Origin of the sequence: Bacillus proteolyticus, from assembly GCF_001884065.1 — a bacterium.
GTDB lineage: Bacteria > Bacillota > Bacilli > Bacillales > Bacillaceae_G > Bacillus_A > Bacillus_A proteolyticus.
In genome coordinates this window covers 278,851-300,978 of the sequence record NZ_MACH01000055.1, presented here as the reverse complement: position 1 = coordinate 300,978, position 22,128 = coordinate 278,851, and the positions used below count along the sequence as shown (strand labels likewise).

Genomic DNA, 22,128 nt, shown 5'->3' with positions numbered 1-22,128 from the left:
AATATCCTAAGTCACGAATATATAGTTCATTCTTTTGTACCATACCTGTTCGAGTCGCACCATACGCTTGATCACTTCGTTTTCCTGGTTCAATTTTCACATCAGAAAATTCTCCACTCAACAAGTCATACTCTAGTTGAATTTTCACACCAGCTTTATGACTACATCCTCCGGCACCAGGATAAGTAGATGCAAATCGATCCGGCACTTGAAATGTTGTAGAATCAAGGATAAGAATACGCTCAAAGTAAGCAGAAAGAGAATGAGAAATCTTAGATAACCCTCCAATTTTAGCTTGTAGAAGTGTAGTAAATACAGTTCGAAAGAAAGCTACAGAAGCTGAGTTAAAGCGTCGATTAAGTCCCTCCGGACTTAATAAAATTCCTGTTGAGATTTCTAATTGACTACAAAGTTGAGTAAGAGAGGTAGTAGCGATTTGTTGATTTAGCCATACACACAAAGATAAGAAATGGTGCCCGTGGCACTTGCGTTTTCGTTTCATTCCGCCTGCTTCTATAGCTAATTGATTAAGTGTAGCGGGAGACATATATCGATATAACTCTTCGGCAAATAAAGATAACTCTTGTTTGGGATTCATATTCATAAAAAGCACGTCACCCTTTCTCATTAACATAAGAAAATAGTAACGTGCTTTTAACTTCAAAAATAGTCTAAATCCTTAAGTTGATGGATGTGTGGTGCTATCCCATGCCCATCAACTTAAGAATTTTTTACCACCCCAAAATGAAAAAACAAGTTAAATTCTCATAGAAAGCCACATTGATAAAACGCACAGCAAACTTATGGATAAAATTACATGCTCGGCTCTCCACAAAAAACGGGATAAAAAAATAAACAGCGGAACTAGTCCACTGTTTACTTCGCCACACCTTCATGCAATTTTTCTGTATAATCCTTTACATCCTTCCAGCTATCTTTCGCTGTATTTAAATCTTCTTTTATAAAGGTAAATTCTTCTGGACTCATTCCTTTTACGTTTTGTAGTAAATTATTATATTTTGCACCTACCGTATACCATTGATTTGATATATTTTGTAGTGCTGTAATTGCTGCGTCAATTGTTTCTGTCATATTTGTTGTTTTATTTTTTACATCTGTCAAAATTACCACTTCTGCTTGTGCTCCAGAAATTCTATCCTTTAAATTGGCTATTTCTCGTTCTGCATTTGCGATATCTTTTTTCGCAATCGCAATCATCGGTCCGCCCGCAAGACATGTTATTAGCGCTACGCAAAGTACACCACCAGCAATAACCATATCATTGCTCTTTTTAATTGAATCGTTATATGTATTTATTTGTTGCTCTAAAGCTGGAATACCAGCATTCGTACTCGCCAAAATCGAAGTTAATTGATTTGTATCTTCTTTAAAACTGTTTGTATCTTTCGCCATTCTATCGCGAAATGCTTTTAAATTCCCTAATAAAATATCTACTTCATTTTGATTTTTTAAAATGTCCGCATACAATTTTTCTAAATCCGCTTTTAATTTACCGCTATCCTTTTGATCAATCGCTACTAGCATGTCATTATAGTACGTTTGAAAAGTATTATTGTAATTAATAATATTTTGATCTGTTTTTATAATTTGAGGCTTCATATTATTTAACCAATACGCTGCATTAATTTTTGCATCTCTTTGGTGCTGAACCATATTTCCTTTAAACTCACTATTAATTGAACTTATTTTACTCAAATCAGTCTCTTGTTGATTTTGAATTAATTTTGCATATGAATCCATTGCAAATATGCTCGATGTCGTTTGCGCCATTACATCTTGGAACCCCGCTGGTCCGAGAGAATAATTTTTCGCATTTTCTTGCAATGTTTTTACGTTTTGTTCCGCTGCAAAAGGATGTAAAGGAAACGCATTACTTGTTGTGACTCCAGCAATCATTATCGTTAAAAGACATTTTTTATAGAAATTATTACGCATAATTATCACCTATTCTTTTTATGAGGATATGAAACATTAGAGGTAAAAAAAGCTCCTGCTCACTACTGAACAGGAGCTCTCTATTATTTTAAAATTATTTATCTACACATAATGCTGTAGCGGTTTAATTACTATTATGCTTTTTTCGTATCTACTACTTTAATGTCTTCAGCATAAATCTTTTCTGCATAGTCCTTAATGTTCTTCCAGCTATCTTTCGCAATGTTTAAATCTTCTTTAATGAAAACAAGGTCATTTGGACTAATTGAATCTACATTTTGAAGTAAAGAATTGTATTTTGACCCCATTGTGTACCATTGATTTGAAATGTTTTGCAACGCTGTAATTGCAGTATCAATCGTATTTGTTAAATATTCCGTTTGCGTTTTAATGTTCGTTAATCCTGCTACTTCTAATTGCGCAGTTGTAACTTGTCCTGTTATCTTTTGAATTTCTGCTTGTGCATTATCAAGCTCTTTCTTCGCTAATACGATTCCAGCTGTTCCACCGCCTACAGCTGCTGTACCACCTGCAATTAATGCGATTCCTAGCGGCGTTCCTGCACCAGTAGCAATAACTACTGCACCACCGATAATTGCAATTGGGCCTAAAGCTGTCGCAACAGATGAGCCGATAATAATTGCATTATATTTACTAATTGCTTCATTATACGTTGCAATTTGATTTTGCAGAAGCGGAATTCCAGCATCTTGACTAGCTAAGATTGATGTAATTTGATTTGCATCTCCCTTGAAGTTTTGAGTATCCGACGTCATTTTATTTCGGAATTTCTTCAAGTCTTCTACTAACTGATCTACTTGCGCTTTATTTTCATTAATACTACTTGATAATCTAGTTAGACCTTTCGTAAGTGTTGCTTTATCCTTCGCATCTACCGCAGCAACTAAAGTATCATAATAGTTTTGGAATTTCGTATTGTAATTAATAATATTTTGATTCGTTGAAATAAGCTGTGGCTTTAAAACATCTAACCACTGTTTCGCATTTCCTCTAGCTGTATCTTGGTGCTGAATCACTTTTCCTTTTAAAGCCGCATCAACGCTCGATACATTTCCAAAGTTAACATTACCTTGTTTAATAATTGTTAAAGCGTACAGATCCATTACTAAAGCATTTGAACCTGTTCTTTCCATCGCATCTTTCAGGCCTTCTGGTCCTAACGAGTATTCTTCATAGTCATTATAAGCTTTTGCTACAGCATGAACTGGAGCTTGCTTTACTGTACTTTCAGCTGCATAAGTATGGGCTGGCATAATATTCCCTGCTGCAAATACTGCCATAAGTGCTGATAAAGCCATTACTTTATAAGGTTTTTTTGTCATTTTTCTTCTCTCCCTATATCGCTAATTATTTTTCTGTTTAATGTACTTCAACGTTTGTAACATAATCTTCAAATTGATTTGTTTGCTTATTCATTTCATCACTTACTTTTTTGAGTTGATTGAAATGTTTTTGAAGTAAACTACTGTCTGTATACGTACCTTCTTCAATATTTGTTTGAATTTGGATCATGTTATTATTTAAAACTTTCCAATCCGTTAATAACGTCTCTAAAGTTGTAATTTGGCGATTAATTAGTTCTGTAAAGCTACTTACTTGATCTTCAACGAATGTAATTTGAGTCGCTTCGGCTTCAGTTTGTGATAATTTTTGGATAAGTGGTAATAGCTCTTTTTGCTTTTGTTGAATACGAAGAGCTGCTTCTCTCGTTTGACTATCTGCAGCATTTACAATTTCATTACTTAAAGTCCCGATAGATACAAAGTCGATTGTTTTCGTTTGTGCAGTTTGATTTGTAATTGTAAATACTTGTTTACCGATATTAATAGAACCTTTAATAATTTCTTGAGGTCTATTCAAAATAGTAGTTAGTTCAGCTTGAATTTCCCCTTGAATTCTTTTAATATCTTCTCTTAATTTCACAATATCCCCATTTGATCCTTGCATTGTTTTTATTGCTTCATCAGCTTTAATTGATAAGTTGTTACTATCTTTGTCTAATACCGTTTTAAATCGATTTAACTCTAATAAATCTTGCTCCATACTCTCTTGAATGCTTTGGACTTGCAATTGTAATTTACCATATGCATTTGTAAAATCTGCTTTTGCCTGTTCATCTTCATTTACTTTTCCTGCTAGTTCATAGAGCTTACTATAATAGCTATTAAATCTTGTGCTGTATCTCATCATTTCTTGATTTAAGTCGATCAGCTTCGGATTATATTCATCAATCCACTCTCGTACATTCGCTTTTGCAAATTTTTGATGATTCGTTAAACTACTCATAGCATTTACCTTAATGTCTGGTTGTTGTAAAATAACTAATCCGTATGCTTGGATAAGTGGTGACTGCGACCCTAACATTCTAATTGAATTTGATAATGTATTTGGTGCAATTACATTTTGCGCATATACTGTTTTCACTTCTGTTTGCCCCTCCTTCGCGTAAGCGCTTACAGGAACGAAGCAACTCGTAGATACTGCTGTAACCAATAACCCTGTAATTAAAGTCTTTTTCACTTTAACTCCTCCTATGTATTAGCAACTATTACTATCGCATTTTATTATTCTATTTTTTGCACATGATTTGAGATGGTAAAAATAGAGAACATTATCACCGTGATTCATGTACGAATCACCTATCTCAAATTTTATTGCTACAGTACTAACTTATTGTTATAAAACATTTTATAACTTTTCATATGTGCTTAGTATGAATAATATTGTATAAAATTTCTATATTACCTCAAGTCCAGCATTCACACAGTGAATATATCACCTAAAAATATTATTCATTTTAAACTAATTAACATACAAAAGTATGAAATTTTGTTTTGTTTTCATGTAAGTTTTGTACTGTAAGGTCATTTAAACACAGCTATTCATCTACCGTAAAGAAGTATTTTAATTCCCTTTATTTTCAAGCTCTCATGTCCTTATTCCAAAATAAAATCCACTTAACTTTCTCCATTAAAATATCCATATATCACAACAACAAACACTGTTTACTCATAAGTGATAATATTATAGTAATATAATTTTAAGACCTATATGCAATTATGCATAGCATATACACAAAAAGGATAACTTCACTTTCGTGAAGTTATCCTTAAAAAATCCCCTTACTTTTTCAAATGATATGGTACTGTCGTAATAACAACATTTCTTCGATACAGTAAATACGCACGAATGAGTAAACTAGACTGGTTATGAAGAATGTTATGCCAACCTTTTTTCGGAATAAACTGCGGTATAACGACCGTAACTCGGTAATTTGATTCACTCGCTTTATATTGCACTGTATCAATAAACTTGGTTAACGGCTGAATAATACTTCTATAATGAGAATGTAATGTAACAAGCCTTACTTCAGGTTGCCACTTCTTCCATTTCTCTTCAAATTGCTTTTCCTCTTCTCTGTCAAAAGCAACATATACAGCGATAACTTGATCTGCAGAAAGAGCCTTCGCATAGTTCAATGAATTTTCTACTACATGAGTCATGCCTGCTACAGGAACGACAATTACATTTCCCTCAATCGGAACAATCCGTTCACAAGTTTTTAAACTTAATTGATCGCCCACTGCATCATAATGCTTCTTAATTCGATGGAACAAGAAGATAATGGCAGGTAAGAAAATAAGGATCGACCAAACTTGTGCGAACTTAGTTAAAAAGAACATACTCATTACGATAAAACTAATAACTGCACCCGTTAAATTAATCGATAATCGTAAAATCCATCCCTCAGGCTTTTCACGAAGCCACTTTAGTACCATTCCAGTTTGAGAAAGCGTAAATGGAATAAATACCCCTACCGCATATAGCGGAATCAAATGTTCTGTTTGCCCTTGGAAAGCTACAATTAAAATAATCGAAGAAACCCCTAGTATAATAATACCGTTTGAATATCCCAGACGGTCTCCTCTAATTGTAAACATTCTCGGTATGAACTTATCTTTCGCAAGATTAACTGCTAATAACGGAAATGCAGAATACCCTGTGTTAGCTGCAAGAATTAATATTAAAGCTGTTATACCTTGTATGAAAAAGTACATAAAATTACGTCCAAATGTTTGTTCAGCGATTTGCGAAACGACTGTTACTTGTTTATTTGGAGTAATTCCGTAATAGTAAGCTAAAAAGACAATTCCTGAAAATAAAATGGCAAGTAATGCCCCCATCGCAAGCAATGTTTTTGCTGCATTGTTAGGTGCAGGATCTTTAAAGTTTGGAATTGCATTAGAGATCGCTTCAACACCTGTTAAAGCCGAGCTTCCTGAAGCAAATGCTCTTAACAGTAAAAACAAACTAATTCCTGCAACCGGTGTTCCAATCGGTGAATGTAAAGTCGGTGAAACGTGACCAGTTAAAATATTGTACACCCCTACACCAATTAATATAAATAATGCTAAAACAAATAAATAAACAGGATATGCCAAAATAGAAGCTGATTCAGTTACCCCTCTTAAATTTAAAATGGTAATTAGTATTACAAATATAATTGCAATGATTACATTATGTGCATGTAGGCTAGGAAAAGCAGATGTGAGCGCATCTGTACCTGCAGATACACTTACTGCGACTGTTAAAATATAATCTACTAATAAAGATCCACCAGCTATTAAGCCTGGATTCATCCCTAAATTTTCTTTTGATACAACATATGCGCCCCCGCCATGAGGGTAAGCAAAAATAATTTGCCGATAAGATAAAATAAGAGCTGTTAATAATACTAATACCCCAACAGCTATTGGAATAGAATACCAATAAGCTACCGCTCCAAGACCTGCTAATGCAATTAAAATTTGCTCTGGACCGTAAGCAACTGATGATAAAGCGTCAGAAGATAAAATAGCTAGCGCTTTCGTTTTATTAAGCTTTTGTTCTCCAAGCTCTGTTGATTTTAATGGCCTTCCAATTAAAAACCTTTTGATAGTTGAAACCACTGCTGTCCACTCTCCAATAATTTTGTACGAACTTTTCTGCTAGTTAGAGCAAGTAAAGTATTTCTTCAGAAAACAAAAAATGTCTACAAGCCATAACGAAATAGACTTGTAGACATTATTTTTTTTGTCGCACAAGCTCCACCTTCCTTCTCAATATAACGCTTACGAGGTTAGCTGTCGGATTCGGGCCTATGAGTAGCCCTACCTTTTTCAAGGATTCACCCCATTGAATTATGCACTAATTCATTTAAACGGGTCCCCCGCACCATGCGGTTTCAGCGATTTAGAAAATTGAAACTGTGGATTATATTACTCCTTTATTTTCAAAAAGTAAACAAAAATTTTCAAAAAGAAAATAATTAAAATGATTGCGTATAATCCACCGATAAATATACATAATGAATACTAAAAAATCCACAAAGGAGACCCATATGTCTAAAGAAAAGAAGCCTATTTTTTCCGATTCATATTTAGATGCAGTAGCAAGCGAAATTAATCAATTATATGGTAACCGTGATAAAGAAAAAAATACGACAGAAAGAATTAGAAGAGATGAATAAATTGTCACTATAAACACCAAAAAGGATAGCAACGTATTTATATTTTGCTATCCTTTATCCATTTTCATACTGTTAAAATCATACTATTCCCTTACTTTTTATCATCTCTTCATACACTGTTAAATTTTGATATACAACGCCTAATAAAGGTGCTTCTATAGAAAATTGCTCTGCTAAATCCAGTAAGTATCCTTGTAAGTGCTTCCCCTCAATAAACGAACATTTTTCCATATCACGCTGCATCGATGACTTCATATCATACGAAATTTTATCAATCGTTTTCATATGTTCCTCAACAATGTTTTCCTTTACTGGAGCCCCTAATGCCCTCATGATTTGTACAGATTCTTCAAATAAGTTTCGGATAAAATCACGACCACCTTCACTTTCACGAATCGGTCCTATTGGTGCACGCATTAATGTTGTCACACCTGACATTACAGTTATAAATAAATATTTATGCCACATATCCTGCGTAATATTTTCACTTAAAACAAAACTAGCTTTTGTACCTGCAAATACTTTAGAAATACGCTTTATTCTCTCTGAATCTTGAGGCTTAATTTCCCCAAATACAAGTCTGTTAGCAGCACTAGTTTGTACAATTTCTCCTTGTTCGTTTAACGTCGTCTCGATAAAGCATAAACCACCAATTACTTTTTCCACGCCGTATTCCTTTTGTAATAGTGATAAATGAGCGATACCATTTAACAATGGGATTATTACAGTATTTTCACCTACAAACGGCTTTAAATCTATGGTCGCCTCGTGTAAATGATACGCTTTTGTTGAAAATAAAATCACATCAAATGGAGACGTTCTATCTTCTTTCGTTATCAATTTCGGTTGAAATGAAAAATCTCCATTCACACTACGAATAACAAGTCCTTTTTCCTCTAATTGCTGTTTTCTTTTGCTGCGAACGAGAAATGTAACATCTTCTCCCTTTTCTACTAATCGGCCACCAAAAAATCCACCGACGCCACCAGCTCCTAATACTAAAATGCGCATACAATATCCCCTTTTCCTAACACAATTATACTAGTTTTAGTATACATAACATTATACATGTCCCCTGTTAAATTAGCTGAATTTTCATTCTTAATCTATTGCAAAAACAAGGTTATTTTCAAGAAAAATTGGGCATGTTGTTTCTATAGCTTATTCGGAAAGGAAACAATGTAAATGGAGGCAATACAAACAATCGAAGAAAAAGATGTAACAACAGCTATATTTCAATTTATATTCCCGTTTTCGTTTAAAACTGGATATGAACAAAATATGTTCCCTTTCTTACAAAAAAATAATTTCCGTCCTTTTCGACTCGATCATCTCGAAGATGAAAATACATATTATGGGGAGTTTAAAGTTTCACATCAAAATATGGAAGCATACTATCTTTCATTTACGAATAAAATTCTTTTTCCTCATTCAGAACATCAAAAGGGACTACAGCGCTTTTCTAAAGATCTTAATTTAAATGGACATTTAACAACAAATCTTATTTCCGTTCCATTCAAGATACATTCTATTGATGTAACACTTTGTCCTTATGAGCTTGGCTTCTTAACAATTCGAACAGAAGTCAAAACCGCTCCAAACATGACATTATCAGAAGCCATCGAATTCGCTTCTCGCTTCCGTGTGCTTGAAACTAGAAATGATACAACTGAGACCATTTGTATTGAATGTGATGGAAAAAAATATTCACAAGTAGAAAAACTTATATTCGGCGATTTATTTCATGGCTTAACAGACTTCTTTGAGAATAAGAGGTTGCGGAGTTCATACTTTCAAACATTCCCCTTCTTTGAAGACCAACGAATGTATGTACAAACCTTATTATCTATTAACAAAAAGTCACACCTTCATGTAGTTGATGTATATCGAGCTTCCAGTCTTTCCGGATTAACAGACGATGGTAAGCCGTATATTAGCGCAAATAATGTTCCTTATATTCACGATTATTTAACAAAGCATTCTTATCAAAGATGGGCTCCTAACCGTTATTTTATTATGGAAGAACATATTTTCACATGTATAACAAATGAAGGTGAACGAGAAGTCACTAAACTTGCTAGTCAAATGTACGGAGAATTTTATTACGCTTTATTATTAAACCTATTCCATAAAGTTGTTTTATTAAAGATGGCGAACGCTTATGCTGAACTAAATATTGAACAAGATACAAATGAAATAGAGAAATTAATTTACTCTATCAATTCGTTTACAGCGAATTATTTTTCTTTAGAATTAGTATCTCAATCACAAAGTGAAGATATTTTCTTCCGCTTAAGAAAACTTTTTAACATTGAAATTTTATACTCGAACGCGAAACAAAATCTTGATGGTTTGTTTAAATATCAAGAAAATGTCGCCGCTAAAAAAGATAGCCTTTTATTATTAATTTTAACTCTCTACTCTGTGGTGGGCCAAATGTTAGGGTTTACTATGATTGACCTTTTAAGAAACACAGATTCAAACAAAATATCATCGCCTCTTGAATTTTTCGCACTGTTAATAGCAATTAGCGGTATAGTCATTTCCTTTATTTTAGGTGCACAAAGTTTATACCAATGGGGTATACAGCATCGAAGAAGACAAGCGTGGGTAAAACAAACTGTACTTTCTGCTGTGAACGAAAAAGAGGATAAAAATTAAAGACGATTATTTTTAAATTAAAAATACATGGTGCACTTAAGTAAATGAAATTTTTATCAGCGATTTTCCGAATATATCGGCGCAACTCAAAATATATCAGCGATTTTTTAAATATATCGACTTATCGACAAAAACTGACAAAAATAAGAACCGAATCATAAAAAAGGCTACTCCAAAATGAACCTTGGAGTAGCCTCTTCTCTTTGTGTTACACTAATTCCGCTTACTTCCCTGCTTCGATTTTTTCTAATGCAGTAGCTACTTGCTCTTCAGTTAATTCGTGTTGCACGATATAACGATTACGTGGGTGTACACGACATTCATGAGAACATGCACGTAAATGTTTTGCTTCACTTTCTTCAGAGCATAAAATTTTCTTGTTACATTCAGGGTTTGCACAGTTTACATAGCGCTCACAAGGTTCACCTGTAAAGTGATCTTTACCAACGATAACGTGCTCTTTTTGGTTTACTGGTACAGCGATACGCTCATCAAATACGTAACATTGACCATCCCATAGCTCGCCTTGTACTTCTGGATCTTTTCCGTATGTTACAATTCCGCCATGAAGCTGACTTACATCTTCATAACCTTCACGAACTAACCAACCAGAGAACTTCTCACAACGAATTCCGCCTGTACAGTATGTTAAAATCTTTTTGCCTTCAAGTGTTTCTTTATTTTCTCTAATCCAATCTGGTAATTCACGGAATGATTCAATATCTGGTTTAATTGCACCTTTGAAGTGTCCTAAATCAAATTCATAATCATTTCGTGCATCAATGATAACTGTATCTTCTTGTTTCATTGCTTCATAAAAATCTTTTGGTTCTAAATACTTCCCAGTAATTTCTTTTGGATTAATGTCGTCTTCTAAGCGAAGTGTAACTAACTCTGGGCGAGGACGTACGTGCATTTTCTTGAATGCATGTTCATCTGCCTCATCAATTTTAAAAACGATTCCAGCAAAACGTGGGTCATTGTTCATCGCTTCCATGTATTTTTCTGTTTGCTCAACAGTTCCAGAACAAGTTCCATTAATTCCTTCTGTCGCTACAAGAATTCTTCCTTTTAACTCAAGTGATTTACAAAATTCTAAATGCTGTTCAGCAAATTCTTCTGGATTTTCAATTGTTGTGTACATGTAATAAAGTAATACTCTATATGGTTTTGTAGTTGCCAATGTATTTCTACCACCTATCTAAATTTTAAAATCATGTATAAGTTAACGTTCATATCAAAACATATATAATAAGAAAATACATACTAAATTGTACTTAGCCTATTTTCTTCTATTTACAATTTTTTCTATAAGTTAACAAAAATAAAAACAAGATTACATCACAAAACACTATGGTTATGTTGTAATCCCAATATATTATATATCATACAATTTCATTTCCATCAATTAATATGCTGTAATATAGGCTCTATGTTCACATAAATTTCAAAAACAACCCTATAATTTATTATCTTCCCCCTTATTCAGCAGCCATAAACTCCCAAAATATTTTTCACATCGTCACACCATTCTTTGCACGAAGTCATATAATTTGCATTAAGGAAACTTTCGTGTTCAAATGAAATTGCCACATAATATATTTAAATGTATTGAAATAATGAATAAGAGCAAATACAATAATTTCATCAAGTTAACATTCCAAAGGGGAACACTACTATGAATAAAGATATATCAAAAGATGAACAAGTCCCTTCTCAAAGTACAACTGTTCAATCCGCACATTTAGCATTAAGCGGACAAACGAAAGGCTTAAAGAGACTATTACCATTCTTAGGACCTGCTTTTATCGCATCAGTTGCTTATATTGATCCTGGGAATTTTGCAACGAATATAGCTGCTGGATCCCAATATGGGTATTTATTACTTTGGGTAATTCTCGCTTCTAATTTAATGGCTGTATTAATCCAAACTTTATCAGCTAAATTAGGAATCGCTACTGGGAAAAACCTTCCTGAAATAGCTCGAGAAAATTTCCCAAAACCAGTTTCCATCGGTTTATGGATACAAGGTGAACTCGTTATTATGGCGACTGATTTAGCTGAATTTATTGGAGCAGCACTCGGATTATACTTACTGTTTGGAATTCCGATGTTACCAGCTGCTTTAATTACAGCGGTTGGATCATTTATTATTCTTGAATTTCAGCGCAGAGGCTTTCGTCCATTAGAAGCTATCATAACAGGGATGATTTTTATCGTTGTTATCGCTTTTGGTGTCCAAGTCTTTTATGCTAAACCAGAATTAAGTCCTCTTCTTTCAGGTCTATTTATTCCAAAATTCCAAGGCGTGGATAGCATTCTTTTAGCAGCTGGAATTTTAGGTGCGACAGTAATGCCGCACGCGATATATTTACATTCTGCCTTAACGCAACGCCGCGTAGTCGGAACAAATGATGAACAAAGGAAAAAGATTTTCCGCTTCGAATTCATCGATATTATTATTGCAATGGTTATCGCTGGAGCTATTAATGCAAGTATGTTAATTGTAGCAGCTGCTTTATTCTTTAAAAACGGCTTGCATGTTGAAGATCTTGATGTTGCTTTTAACCAATTTAGTAACTTAGTCGGTCCTGTATCAGCTGCTTTATTTGGAATTGGACTCTTATCAGCAGGACTCTCTAGCTCATCTGTCGGTACAATGTCGGGTGATATTATTATGCAAGGATTCATTCGCATGCATATTCCGCTATATTTACGCCGATTTATTACAATGATTCCACCACTAGTTATTATTGCTTTAGGCGTAAACCCAACTTACGCTCTCGTTATGAGTCAAGTTGTCTTATCGTTCGGTATTGCCTTTGCACTAGTACCACTTATTATGTTTACAAGTAATAAAAAGATTATGGGTGCACTCGTTAACCACCGTATAACAACATTTATCGCTTGGATAATCGCTGCACTCGTTATCGTTTTAAATATTTTCTTACTGTATCAAACATTTGTAGGCTAATGAAAAAGGATTCCAATGAAAATGGAATCCCTTTTTTCTTTATATGATTTGTATTAATGCCACAAAGTATTTTTAACAAACCTTTTGATTCTTCCACATCCCAATTTCTATTCAAAATACATTCTGTAATCTATTTCAAAACAATCTGACCCTTACACCTTGAATAATCTTTATTTTCAGATTAAATTATATAATAACAAATATATTTTAGTTTCATATGAACAGGAGTGAAGGCATGTTTCCTATATTAAAGACCGACCGACTCATTTTGCGAGAACTTACCGAAAAAGACGCACCAAGTATACTACAATGCTTTTCTAACACTGATGTACTGCGCTATTATGGCCAAAAACCATTACAGAATGTTGATCAAGTAAAACAGATCATAAATAATTTCAAGTTGAGTTACAATGCAAGAAACGGTATAAAATGGGGAATCGAATTAAAAGATAAGAAAGAACTCATTGGAACAATTGGTTTTCACGATTGGTCTTCTGAGCATAAACGCGCCAATATAAGTTATGCCTTTCTCCCTGAACACTGGGGAAATGGATATGCGACTGAAGCAGTTCCTGAAGTTATATCATATGGTTTCCACACCCTTCATTTAAAACGTATCGGTGCGATTGTCTTTCTTGAAAATGAAGCTTCAAATAAAGTGCTATTAAAATTAGGTTTTGAAAAAGAAGGAGTTTTAAAAAATTATATGTATCAAGATGATATTCCATATGATACGAATTATTATTCTTTATTAAAATCAGTTTAATAGAATTAACGTGTAAAAAACTCGTATCAGCACAACGGAGCCAGGTAGTGGATTTTTAATGAGGGATACAGTTTTCATTTCTTAGATCATCGTACGACGGATGCAACGTACAATAAATTATATAATCTAAAATAGACGGTACATGAGCAAACCCTTACTCATGTACCGCTTTTTACGTTCTTTTTCTGTTTTCGCAATGCTTCTGGAATGTATACACAGAAAGGTTCGCTTTCCATGTAATCCCCCGTCATCGCATATGCTCTAGAACGAGATCCCCCACAAACATATCGAAACTCACAAACACCGCACTTTCCTTTATACTTGTCCGGATTACGAAGGTTTTGAAAAATAGGGGAGTTTCGATAAATTTCAGCTAGCGATGTTGTTCTAATATTCCCGGTTTTAATCGGCAATAACCCACTTGAATATACATCTCCAATATGAGAAATAAATACAAAACCGTTTCCATCATTCACCCCTTTTGGAGCACGTCCAAGCCCATCAATTCGACCCGTCGTCCCATTCATCAATACATCCTGATATTGAATAACCTGATTTGTTTTTTTATTTTCTTTCATTTTTTCTTGAATCACAACACGTCTATAATGCTGACCAGCTGTTGTTTTAATATCAAAAGAAACCTTTTTACTAAGTTGATATAGCCAATGGAATACCCTTTCATGTTGGGCTGGTGAAATCATATCTTTTTCCTTACCTCGCCCCGTTGGAACTAAGAAAAATATACTCCAGAGTACACATTCTAATTCTTCTATTAACATTGCCATCTCTTCAAGTACATCCACATTATAATTAGAAACAACAGTATTAATTTGAATAGGGATTTTTAATTCATGCAAATAACGAATCGCATTCATTGTTAATTGAAATGACCCTTCTGTCCCTCTAAAATGATCGTGTATTTCAGCTGTTGGTCCATCTAAACTAAACGCCCATCTAGCAAGTCCTACTTCTTTTGCTTTTTGAATTGTTTCTTTCGTAACGTTTGGAGTGGCACTTGGCGCCATAGATACTCGAACACCTTTTTTCACTGCATATTCCGCAATATCATATACATCTGGACGCATTAATGGATCTCCACCAGTAAATACAAGCATTGGATTTTCCATTTCATATATATCATCAATTAGTTTTTTTCCTTCTTCGAATGTTAGCTCTAGAGGATCACGATGATACTGTGCTTCTGCACGACAATGCAGACATTTTAATTGACATGCTCTTATTAACTCCCATATCACAATAAACGGATTTTCATTAAAATCACGATTAATCAAGATTAACCCTCCCATCAATTGATATTCTAATTGTAAAGTTATATATGTATTTATGTTGTGAGATGAATCACAAACAATAATCTTCCTCTGCTGTTGATCTAATGTTTCTACCTTCCTCTTCAACCATCACAGAAGCTCTTTTTAAAAAAATATAAACCACCCCTTTAGACTAAATGATCTAAAAGGGCAAAGCTTCACAACTTTTTATAAACATCGTGGCTTTCTTCAACACATCACATCTTTTTTTTAGTTATCAAGACCTAAATCGTAAAAAGTCATAAAAAATAAAGGGCGATACATATTAGTCATGCATAATATGTATCGCCCTTTTAATTGTTGTTCAACAATCGCGCCTGTTTGTTAAAGATTATTAAATTAAGGATCTTCTTTACAACGCGAAACTCAAAGTAGTTGTTCGTATAACTTATTTCCATACCAATCACACACCTTTGTAGAGTAGTAGTATCAGTATGTCCAAGGTTGATAGATTTTTTGCACCAGAACCATTTTTCTTATATTTTATTTAATAATCCTATTAAGTTTTTTGTAAAATTCACCTTTTGTTTTTACATGATTAAACTGATTCGGATTAATATTAGCTTTTTGAGAGATTGCTACAATCTCTTCTTTTGTAATTGAATCTTTAGTATTTATAGATGCTATATTTGTATATTTTCCATCTTCTGTTTTTGGAATTTCTAAAATCCCTTTATTTACAAGATCCACTACAGCCTTATGCTCTGAAGAATGTGTATCTACACCAGTAATTTTCCAATTATGCATAACTTTTGGCGTATATACACCCTTCTTTACCTCTTTTAAATATGTAATAGCAAGGTTACGAATGGTTCCACCTGTTTCTCCGAATGCATTCTCTTGTTTAGATGACCAAATTTGTTCAAACTTACGTCCCTCTAAAGCTCCCCCTTTTGCCTGAAGAGCTTCCATTCTATATGCATTCATTCCCAGCGTCATAACATCGCTCATTTTGATTGGTTTATTTGTACGAATAGATCGTAAATTTGTAATTCTACTTCCATATGGTTTTGTTAAGTCAATTTCGTATTTTACGCCCCCAAAGAAATCGTTCGTACTGTATTTAGACGCACGACGGGTTTTATCAAAGCTAACTGTTACATCTCCGGCACGAGATGAGTTAAAATACCCTGCCGCCCATTCCATGTAGTCTTTTAAATCTTTCCCAGTTATCTTATATACTGTAATTTCTCCCAATGCATATTGATAATTATACGCAATATCTTTCTTCTTAATAGGACCTACATCCAAACGGGCATAATCGTTATCAATTTGATGGGCTACTACATCTGCTTTGCTGTAATAGAGCATGACTTCATGAAAGAAATCTGATAAAGGTGTCTCTTGAATCTGCACACTTGGAATACCCTTTATTTCATTTTCAGGAACTAAATTTCTACCCTTTAATTGAGCGACTACAACATTTGCATCTCCTCTCGCATACTCGTGAAAAGGTGTTAGTGTTTCTTCAAGTGTAGGATCAGATAATATCGTTGTTCCATCAGCATTTTTTACAGGTATAGCGGTAGCAGTTTTATCTTTTAAAACCAGCTTTCCATCTTGCTTTGTAAAAGTAAGGTCAATACGCGAGATATGCGTTCCATATTTATCTGGTTCTGTAACAATAACACCATTTACAATTTCTTTTTTAACAAGTTTATGCATATGTGCTGCAAAAATAGCGCTTAGTTCCGGACAAGCATTCGCAATATCTTGAACCCCAGTACCAGGGATTCCATTCTCATTTTCTAGTCCCATATGCATAACCCCTACCATTACATCTACTTTACCTTCTAATTCTTTAATTGCCTTTTTTGTCTCTTCTACTGGATTTTTCACCACTAAACCATCCAAATGATCTGTCCCTTTTTCAAAATCACTAATCATTGGTGTATTCATACCAATAATCCCGACTTTAATTCCACCTTTTTCAATAATCGTATATGCAGGAAGAAAACGCTCTCCATTTTCCTTATAAATGTTTCCTGCTAACGTCTTTCCCTTATATTGCTCACTAACTTTTTTCAATGTATCTAATCCAAAGTTGAATTCATGATTTCCAAATGCCCAAGCATCATATCCCATTGCATTCATCGCTACCATCATTGGCGATTGTGGCTTATCATTGAATAATTCTACTGAGTTTCCTTGAATTGTGTCCCCAGCATCTACTAATATGGTATTGGGATTTTCTTGACGTATCTTCTTTATAACCGTATAAAGCTGCGTTAAACTTCCACTCGTATTTGCACCATCAAGCGCATAATCCCAGGGCATAAATCGGCCATGAATATCTGCAGTACCCAACAATGTAATATTAACATCAGATTCCTCAGCTTTAGAGATAGCTGGTTTGACTGTTACTGCTGTTACAAGGAGCATAAGAATAACAAAATAACATACATAGTTCTTCCATTTCATTTTTGGCATAATAACATATTTCTCCCCTTTTGTACTGTCATAAAGTTGCATGAACTTTAAAAATGTAACTTATTATTCGAAAAACTTCAACTACAAAAAATTATCACTAGCAGACTGGAATTATGCCTTCCAACTCAGTAATTTCTTCATTAATTAACTGCTCTATTTTTTTAAAAAAGTCATCAATTTGATTAAGTTCCGTAAGAATAAACAGATTTGAACGCATCCAATAAGGTTTTGATTGCTTATTGTCAGCTACTACCTCAATACCTACAATTCCTCTTTTGTCATGTAAGAAGAATCTCATAGATAAGAAATGAGTTACATTGTCTATATCCTCACCTGAAACCCATTGAAATTCATGTAGTTTAAAAGTGGAAAACTTGATTATTCCCTCTTTTAAAACTTTGAGTTCTTCATTGGTGGTATATATATTAATGTTCGCAGTGCCATAAAATCCAGTAAAATCAAAATTCAATTCAAAAAAATCGGTATCTTCCCATATTCTTTTTATTTTCATATTCGGTTCAGGCATTGTGGTCTATCCTCCCATAAATTGCACTTTCCAATTGAGAATATTACAACAAGTTTCCCTGAAGAAAACGGTTCCGTTAGATAAGTAAAAAATAATGTATATTCTATATATGCGAGGTTTACATAACTTCACTTATCGGTAGCAAGGAAACCGCAGATCCCTACTCTCATAAAGAATCTACCTCTTTCTCTTTCTATCAATCCATGCAATTTTTTATACATCCCTATCATAGTGTGGGGTCTCGTTTGTTACTGGATTAGCCGAAAAACTCTATAAAATCCTGCATGCTTTTAGCGTGGTTTTCACCAAAATACTGGTGATGGCACACCGCAATATTGCACGTCAGCAATACCAAAAATGGACTTCACCTTCGGTAGTAAGAATCTCACTTACGTTAGTCAGCTTGCCTCTTTTCTAAAACCATAAAGAACGTACTATCTGGTAGCGCAACCGCATTCCCAGACTCATCTGTAAACTCGATTTTCTCGCTAAGATGGTTTGTATATCCATCCTGCAAATAGTTCATAGCTTGAACGATGTTTACTTTATCTCCAAAGATCCCCTTTACGAAATCCTTATAGTCGTTTGGCGTAAAGATTCCAAACTGCTCCTGCACCTCATGAACGAAGGAATCCTCGCCCCAGGTATACGTATATAAGAACTCCATCGCATCGTTAACAGGTATTTTGACTGTATTGCCTGCAAGTACCTCATACTGGATTATACGTCCCTTAAATTCATGGACATACTGCTCTAAGAACTTCATTCCGCCCGCATCTTTAAAACGAATCACACGCATTAACGTTTTATCTTCGGTCATGATGCCATCACGAATGATAATACGCCCCCCTGGCTTTAACACCTCGTAGGCACTTTGCAGCCCCTTTTTAATTACTTCATGATTGAATTTCTTACCTTCATACTCGATATAAGAGAACAGCTCATGAAGGATAGAAGAATATACAATCGTATCAACCGATTCTTTATCAAACGAGCTACTTAAGTTGATTGCATCCCCTTTAATGATGTCCCAAGACCGACCCTCTTTCTGCTTCTTCTTTTTCAACGTATCAATCACGTTTTCAGAAATATCGATACCGTAGATTCGTTTATTCTCAGTCTCTTCTTCAATCATATCTAGCATGACACCACCACCGGCTCCGACGTCTACAACCGTATCTCCCTTTATATAATCAAGAATAATTCGTTTATCATCAGCCGAACTATTCATATGCTCCAGATATACTTCTTCGTTATGGAATCTATCATACGCATCCTTACGTAACCCGAAGAAATCAAATAGCAGCACATTTGCCCGAGCATGCATCATATCTATCTTTTCTGCCTCTACACAGAAGGTAATTAACGCCTCACCTACAGCAGAAAACTGAAACGACACATACGCAGTCTTCATATCTTCATCAACTTTAGCCTCAAAAGAAACATGCGTTGTATCCGGCTTCTCGTTCTCACGGTACTCCCGTAGATACTTCTCAATAACCCGCTTACGATACACGTTGTTCTTCTTCTCGCCTTTGAAATCATAGTGCAACTGCTGCATCAATTTCTCGAAATGGATATGCTGAACCTTTCCAGTGCCTATCTCGTTCTTTAACATAACAAAAACTGTCCAAATATCCTCGAAGCTAAGAGCATGCATAGACGGTTCTACATACCACAAATCCTTATCAGATAAGAAGGTTTGAACGCCACTCTTCTCGCTCCCCATAATTATATCTTTTTCAAATGCTGACTCCTTATGTTTTGGCGTGAGTCTATGTATGCGAGAAGTAAATGGCTCCACATAAGCATCAAACAGACCATCAATTGTAATCTTCACATCGTTCTTTACTTCACTCCACAAGGATTTTGATACGCCCTCAATAATACATTGGTTAAGATAGTATAGAATCTCCTTTAACCTAACGTCTCCGTATTCTTCTTTATATGTGTTAATTAAATCAACATGAGAGTCCAAACGTGCCTCTCCGCGGATATACTGCCCGATTAATCCATGTGTTCTAATTAAATCTCGAACAAACAAATACTCAGTAGAGTTTAAGTTTGTCTCTATACGTTCGCTAAACTGAATATCACTAAAGATATCAGCAGAACCCTCGTTATGTACCAATAGATTAATCCCGTTTTTCTTCCATTGCTCCCGCCGTTTTAAAGAGCCTACCTTTGCAAGCTCACTATACGTTAGTACCTTTTCAATAATGCAATACGCTTCTTCGTCTAAAGGCAACCCATCTAATACTTGCAGCGTACGGTGTACATAGTACAACACCGCATCCGTTTTTAATGCACCAAGTACCTGTACATTCTCATAGTTTTGATGTATCTCCTCTGCCTCGATTAGATGCTTTAACCACGTAGGGAGAGCATCAGAAAACCCTTCAATGTATTTATTTAGAACTTCTATGTTTTTCAACTTATTTACCCCCATATATAATCAATATCTGTAGTAAGGTCTAGGACACCTTCTCCAAAAAGATCATCACCTTATGTCCCCCTGAGTGCTACTACTTGCTATTTACCATCTACATCTCTTTCAAATACAAATGCATCAAATCTAGTCTTTTTATCATGTAAAAGAGAGTTATCAATTTTGTTACTAACATGCCAAGTTTGTAACACATTCTTTTGTTCATCTCTTATTTTAACTTCATTAGGAATTTCGGCGGATCACTTCTTAAATTGATAAACATATGTTGTGACAGAATCAACTGAAAATGGAAACGGCAAGCGGGTGCACTCCACTTGCCGTTTTTTCATAGCTTAGTATGTATTTGAATTTCTTTTGCTTTCTCTTTTTCACCCTTCACGCGTACAATTAAATCATATGATCCGGATTTTGGAGCTTCAAAAGAAAGCAAACCTTCTTTTTGAGAAGTGATTTCTTCTTCATAAATAACCTTATCATCTTTTGTAACTTGCAATAAAATCGTACCTTCTTCAACGGCTGCTTCATAAGGAATTTCCACATTTCCTTTTTCAGCTTTAAGCGTTTGCACATCGTAATACCCTTGCAAGGAACCAATTTTTAAAGTCGTTTCACCATTTTTTTGAACCTTTGTGACTTGTGTTGCTGTATTGCATGCGCTTAACAATACAACAAGAGTGAGAATCATAAATAAACGTAGTAATTTCATAGAAATTCCCCTTTTTTATGTATATGAATTAAGATTCATTCTTTAAGTATTTCAAAAACACCAACAGCTTAAAAGAATCACTGCTTTTCTTCAATTTCTTTTTTAAATAATTTTTGAAACTCTAATTCTGTTTCATTAATAAAACCAAGATGTAACATACTAGAAATATCTTCATGATTCAAAAAGAAATTGTACTCCGAAGAAATATTACCATGAGGAAAATAACAACATACATAATCCCCTGTTTTTTTTGTTTCAGAATCCATCTGTCTTCTTCCATAAACCATTAATGGGTGCTCCCAATCTTTAAACATTACAACAGAACCTATTGGAAGTAATTATAACTCTAAATTTTATCCCATCTTATTTCCCACCTCTTAAAATAGCTTTTTTTACAATAAAATACATAATAGAGAATAGTAAACAAGCTCAAATTGTACCGAAAATTGCAATACAGGCTAATACAACCATAAAATATTTAAATCTTTTTACTTTCTTATTCATACTAATTATCCCCTTTATTCCTTAACATTAACTTCTAAACCAAATCCCCATAAACCTACACCAGGACCAAATGGTACATGGAATTTGAATCTGCTTTTTCCAGCTTCAAAAGATCCCCCGAGATTCCCAAATTAATATCCCCAAGTATTATACATACCAATTAATACATATAGAAAAAGCCCCGTTCCAATCAAACACTTAAGCTCCCCTATTTTTTATAATACTCAAATAATTACACGCAAACATCTCTATCAATTCATCTTAATACCTCAATTACCTTTTAAGTATATCAATGACA

Annotated in this window: 17 protein-coding genes, 1 pseudogene and 1 riboswitch; of the genes and pseudogenes, 4 read left to right on the top strand and 14 right to left on the bottom strand. The window is 34.4% G+C overall.

The genetic code is table 11. The annotated features are described in order from the left end of the window. From BAQ49_RS09570 to BAQ49_RS09550, 5 genes are all read right to left on the bottom strand, one after another. Positions 1-604 (bottom strand): IS4 family transposase (locus tag BAQ49_RS09570; RefSeq protein WP_116733444.1); only part of this gene is annotated, 604 nt, incomplete at its 3' end. A 272-nt stretch (positions 605-876) separates the two neighbouring features. Beyond that, complete coding sequence (gene nheC, locus BAQ49_RS09565; protein WP_071745131.1) at positions 877-1,956, bottom strand: non-hemolytic enterotoxin subunit C; 1,080 nt, start codon at positions 1,954-1,956, stop codon at positions 877-879. A 134-nt stretch (positions 1,957-2,090) separates the two neighbouring features. Further along, a complete protein-coding gene (gene nheB / locus BAQ49_RS09560; protein WP_071745130.1) occupies positions 2,091-3,299 on the bottom strand; it encodes a non-hemolytic enterotoxin NHE subunit B in 1,209 nt (402 codons plus the stop codon). A 37-nt stretch (positions 3,300-3,336) separates the two neighbouring features. Beyond that, positions 3,337-4,497: a non-hemolytic enterotoxin NHE subunit A gene (gene nheA, locus BAQ49_RS09555; RefSeq protein WP_071745129.1), complete on the bottom strand. Its 1,161-nt coding sequence runs from the start codon at positions 4,495-4,497 to the stop codon at positions 3,337-3,339. Positions 4,498-5,099: 602 nt separating this feature from the next. Then, entirely contained in the window at positions 5,100-6,926 is a 1,827-nt protein-coding gene (locus BAQ49_RS09550; protein ID WP_071745128.1) for a potassium transporter KimA, read from the bottom strand. Between the two features lie 144 nt (positions 6,927-7,070). Next, positions 7,071-7,217, bottom strand: a riboswitch (cyclic di-AMP (ydaO/yuaA leader). A gap of 140 nt (positions 7,218-7,357) precedes the next feature. On the opposite strand from BAQ49_RS09550, the gene BAQ49_RS33875 reads away from it, so the two are divergent. Continuing rightward, complete coding sequence (locus BAQ49_RS33875) at positions 7,358-7,486, top strand: hypothetical protein (RefSeq protein WP_071745127.1); 129 nt, start codon at positions 7,358-7,360, stop codon at positions 7,484-7,486. A 78-nt stretch (positions 7,487-7,564) separates the two neighbouring features. Here the strand turns inward: BAQ49_RS33875 and panE are convergent, their stop codons facing one another. Then, positions 7,565-8,497, bottom strand: coding sequence for a 2-dehydropantoate 2-reductase (gene panE, locus BAQ49_RS09540; protein WP_071745126.1), 933 nt, complete (start codon positions 8,495-8,497; stop codon positions 7,565-7,567). 174 nt (positions 8,498-8,671) lie between these two features. Here panE and BAQ49_RS09535 point away from each other — a divergent pair, with 174 nt between their 5' ends. Beyond that, entirely contained in the window at positions 8,672-10,147 is a 1,476-nt protein-coding gene (locus tag BAQ49_RS09535) for a hypothetical protein (RefSeq protein ID WP_071745125.1), read from the top strand. A gap of 223 nt (positions 10,148-10,370) precedes the next feature. Here BAQ49_RS09535 and trhO read toward each other — a convergent pair whose 3' ends face one another. Continuing rightward, complete coding sequence (trhO, locus tag BAQ49_RS09530; RefSeq protein ID WP_071745124.1) at positions 10,371-11,330, bottom strand: oxygen-dependent tRNA uridine(34) hydroxylase TrhO; 960 nt, start codon at positions 11,328-11,330, stop codon at positions 10,371-10,373. Positions 11,331-11,825: 495 nt separating this feature from the next. On the opposite strand from trhO, the gene BAQ49_RS09525 reads away from it, so the two are divergent. Further along, positions 11,826-13,121: an Nramp family divalent metal transporter gene (locus tag BAQ49_RS09525; protein ID WP_071745123.1), complete on the top strand. Its 1,296-nt coding sequence runs from the start codon at positions 11,826-11,828 to the stop codon at positions 13,119-13,121. A 235-nt stretch (positions 13,122-13,356) separates the two neighbouring features. Further along, the gene (locus BAQ49_RS09520; protein WP_071745122.1) at positions 13,357-13,887 is read left to right on the top strand and encodes a GNAT family N-acetyltransferase; all 531 of its coding nucleotides are present in this window, start codon (positions 13,357-13,359) and stop codon (positions 13,885-13,887) included. A gap of 158 nt (positions 13,888-14,045) precedes the next feature. Here BAQ49_RS09520 and BAQ49_RS09515 read toward each other — a convergent pair whose 3' ends face one another. The 7 genes and pseudogenes from BAQ49_RS09515 to BAQ49_RS34080 all read right to left on the bottom strand — a co-directional run. Continuing rightward, positions 14,046-15,194, bottom strand: a complete 1,149-nt coding sequence (locus BAQ49_RS09515) for a TIGR04053 family radical SAM/SPASM domain-containing protein (RefSeq protein ID WP_071745142.1) — start codon at positions 15,192-15,194, stop codon at positions 14,046-14,048. Positions 15,195-15,698: 504 nt separating this feature from the next. After that, a complete protein-coding gene (locus tag BAQ49_RS09510) occupies positions 15,699-17,645 on the bottom strand; it encodes a bifunctional metallophosphatase/5'-nucleotidase (RefSeq protein WP_071745121.1) in 1,947 nt (648 codons plus the stop codon). A gap of 97 nt (positions 17,646-17,742) precedes the next feature. Next, on the bottom strand, positions 17,743-18,171 hold the full coding sequence (locus tag BAQ49_RS09505) for a hypothetical protein (protein WP_071745120.1): 429 nt from the start codon (positions 18,169-18,171) through the stop codon (positions 17,743-17,745). Positions 18,172-18,565: 394 nt separating this feature from the next. Beyond that, on the bottom strand, positions 18,566-20,620 hold the full coding sequence (locus BAQ49_RS09500; RefSeq protein ID WP_071745119.1) for a class I SAM-dependent methyltransferase: 2,055 nt from the start codon (positions 20,618-20,620) through the stop codon (positions 18,566-18,568). Between the two features lie 325 nt (positions 20,621-20,945). Further along, positions 20,946-21,326 carry a BA_1872 family lipoprotein gene (locus tag BAQ49_RS09495; RefSeq protein ID WP_071745118.1) on the bottom strand — a complete coding sequence of 127 codons (381 nt, stop codon included), beginning with the start codon at positions 21,324-21,326 and terminating at the stop codon, positions 20,946-20,948. A gap of 77 nt (positions 21,327-21,403) precedes the next feature. Next, a complete protein-coding gene (locus tag BAQ49_RS09490; RefSeq protein WP_279626795.1) occupies positions 21,404-21,655 on the bottom strand; it encodes a DUF4176 domain-containing protein in 252 nt (83 codons plus the stop codon). A 189-nt stretch (positions 21,656-21,844) separates the two neighbouring features. Then, positions 21,845-21,958 (bottom strand): annotated as a pseudogene (locus tag BAQ49_RS34080) (WXG100 family type VII secretion target); the annotation flags it as partial. Positions 21,959-22,128: the final 170 nt, after the last annotated feature.

What these genes read in the sequence shown, in the direction of transcription:
- BAQ49_RS09500 (WP_071745119.1), bottom strand. Translation starts at nt 20,620, where the DNA reads ATGGGGGTAAATAAGTTGAAAAACATAGAAGTTCTAAATAAATACATT.
- nheB (WP_071745130.1), bottom strand. Translation starts at nt 3,299, where the DNA reads ATGACAAAAAAACCTTATAAAGTAATGGCTTTATCAGCACTTATGGCA.
- BAQ49_RS09520 (WP_071745122.1), top strand. Translation starts at nt 13,357, where the DNA reads ATGTTTCCTATATTAAAGACCGACCGACTCATTTTGCGAGAACTTACC.
- BAQ49_RS09510 (WP_071745121.1), bottom strand. Translation starts at nt 17,645, where the DNA reads ATGCCAAAAATGAAATGGAAGAACTATGTATGTTATTTTGTTATTCTT.
- panE (WP_071745126.1), bottom strand. Translation starts at nt 8,497, where the DNA reads ATGCGCATTTTAGTATTAGGAGCTGGTGGCGTCGGTGGATTTTTTGGT.
- BAQ49_RS33875 (WP_071745127.1), top strand. Translation starts at nt 7,358, where the DNA reads ATGTCTAAAGAAAAGAAGCCTATTTTTTCCGATTCATATTTAGATGCA.
- BAQ49_RS09515 (WP_071745142.1), bottom strand. Translation starts at nt 15,194, where the DNA reads ATGGGAGGGTTAATCTTGATTAATCGTGATTTTAATGAAAATCCGTTT.
- BAQ49_RS09525 (WP_071745123.1), top strand. Translation starts at nt 11,826, where the DNA reads ATGAATAAAGATATATCAAAAGATGAACAAGTCCCTTCTCAAAGTACA.
- BAQ49_RS09495 (WP_071745118.1), bottom strand. Translation starts at nt 21,326, where the DNA reads ATGAAATTACTACGTTTATTTATGATTCTCACTCTTGTTGTATTGTTA.
- BAQ49_RS09505 (WP_071745120.1), bottom strand. Translation starts at nt 18,171, where the DNA reads ATGCCTGAACCGAATATGAAAATAAAAAGAATATGGGAAGATACCGAT.
- BAQ49_RS09535 (WP_071745125.1), top strand. Translation starts at nt 8,672, where the DNA reads ATGGAGGCAATACAAACAATCGAAGAAAAAGATGTAACAACAGCTATA.
- nheC (WP_071745131.1), bottom strand. Translation starts at nt 1,956, where the DNA reads ATGCGTAATAATTTCTATAAAAAATGTCTTTTAACGATAATGATTGCT.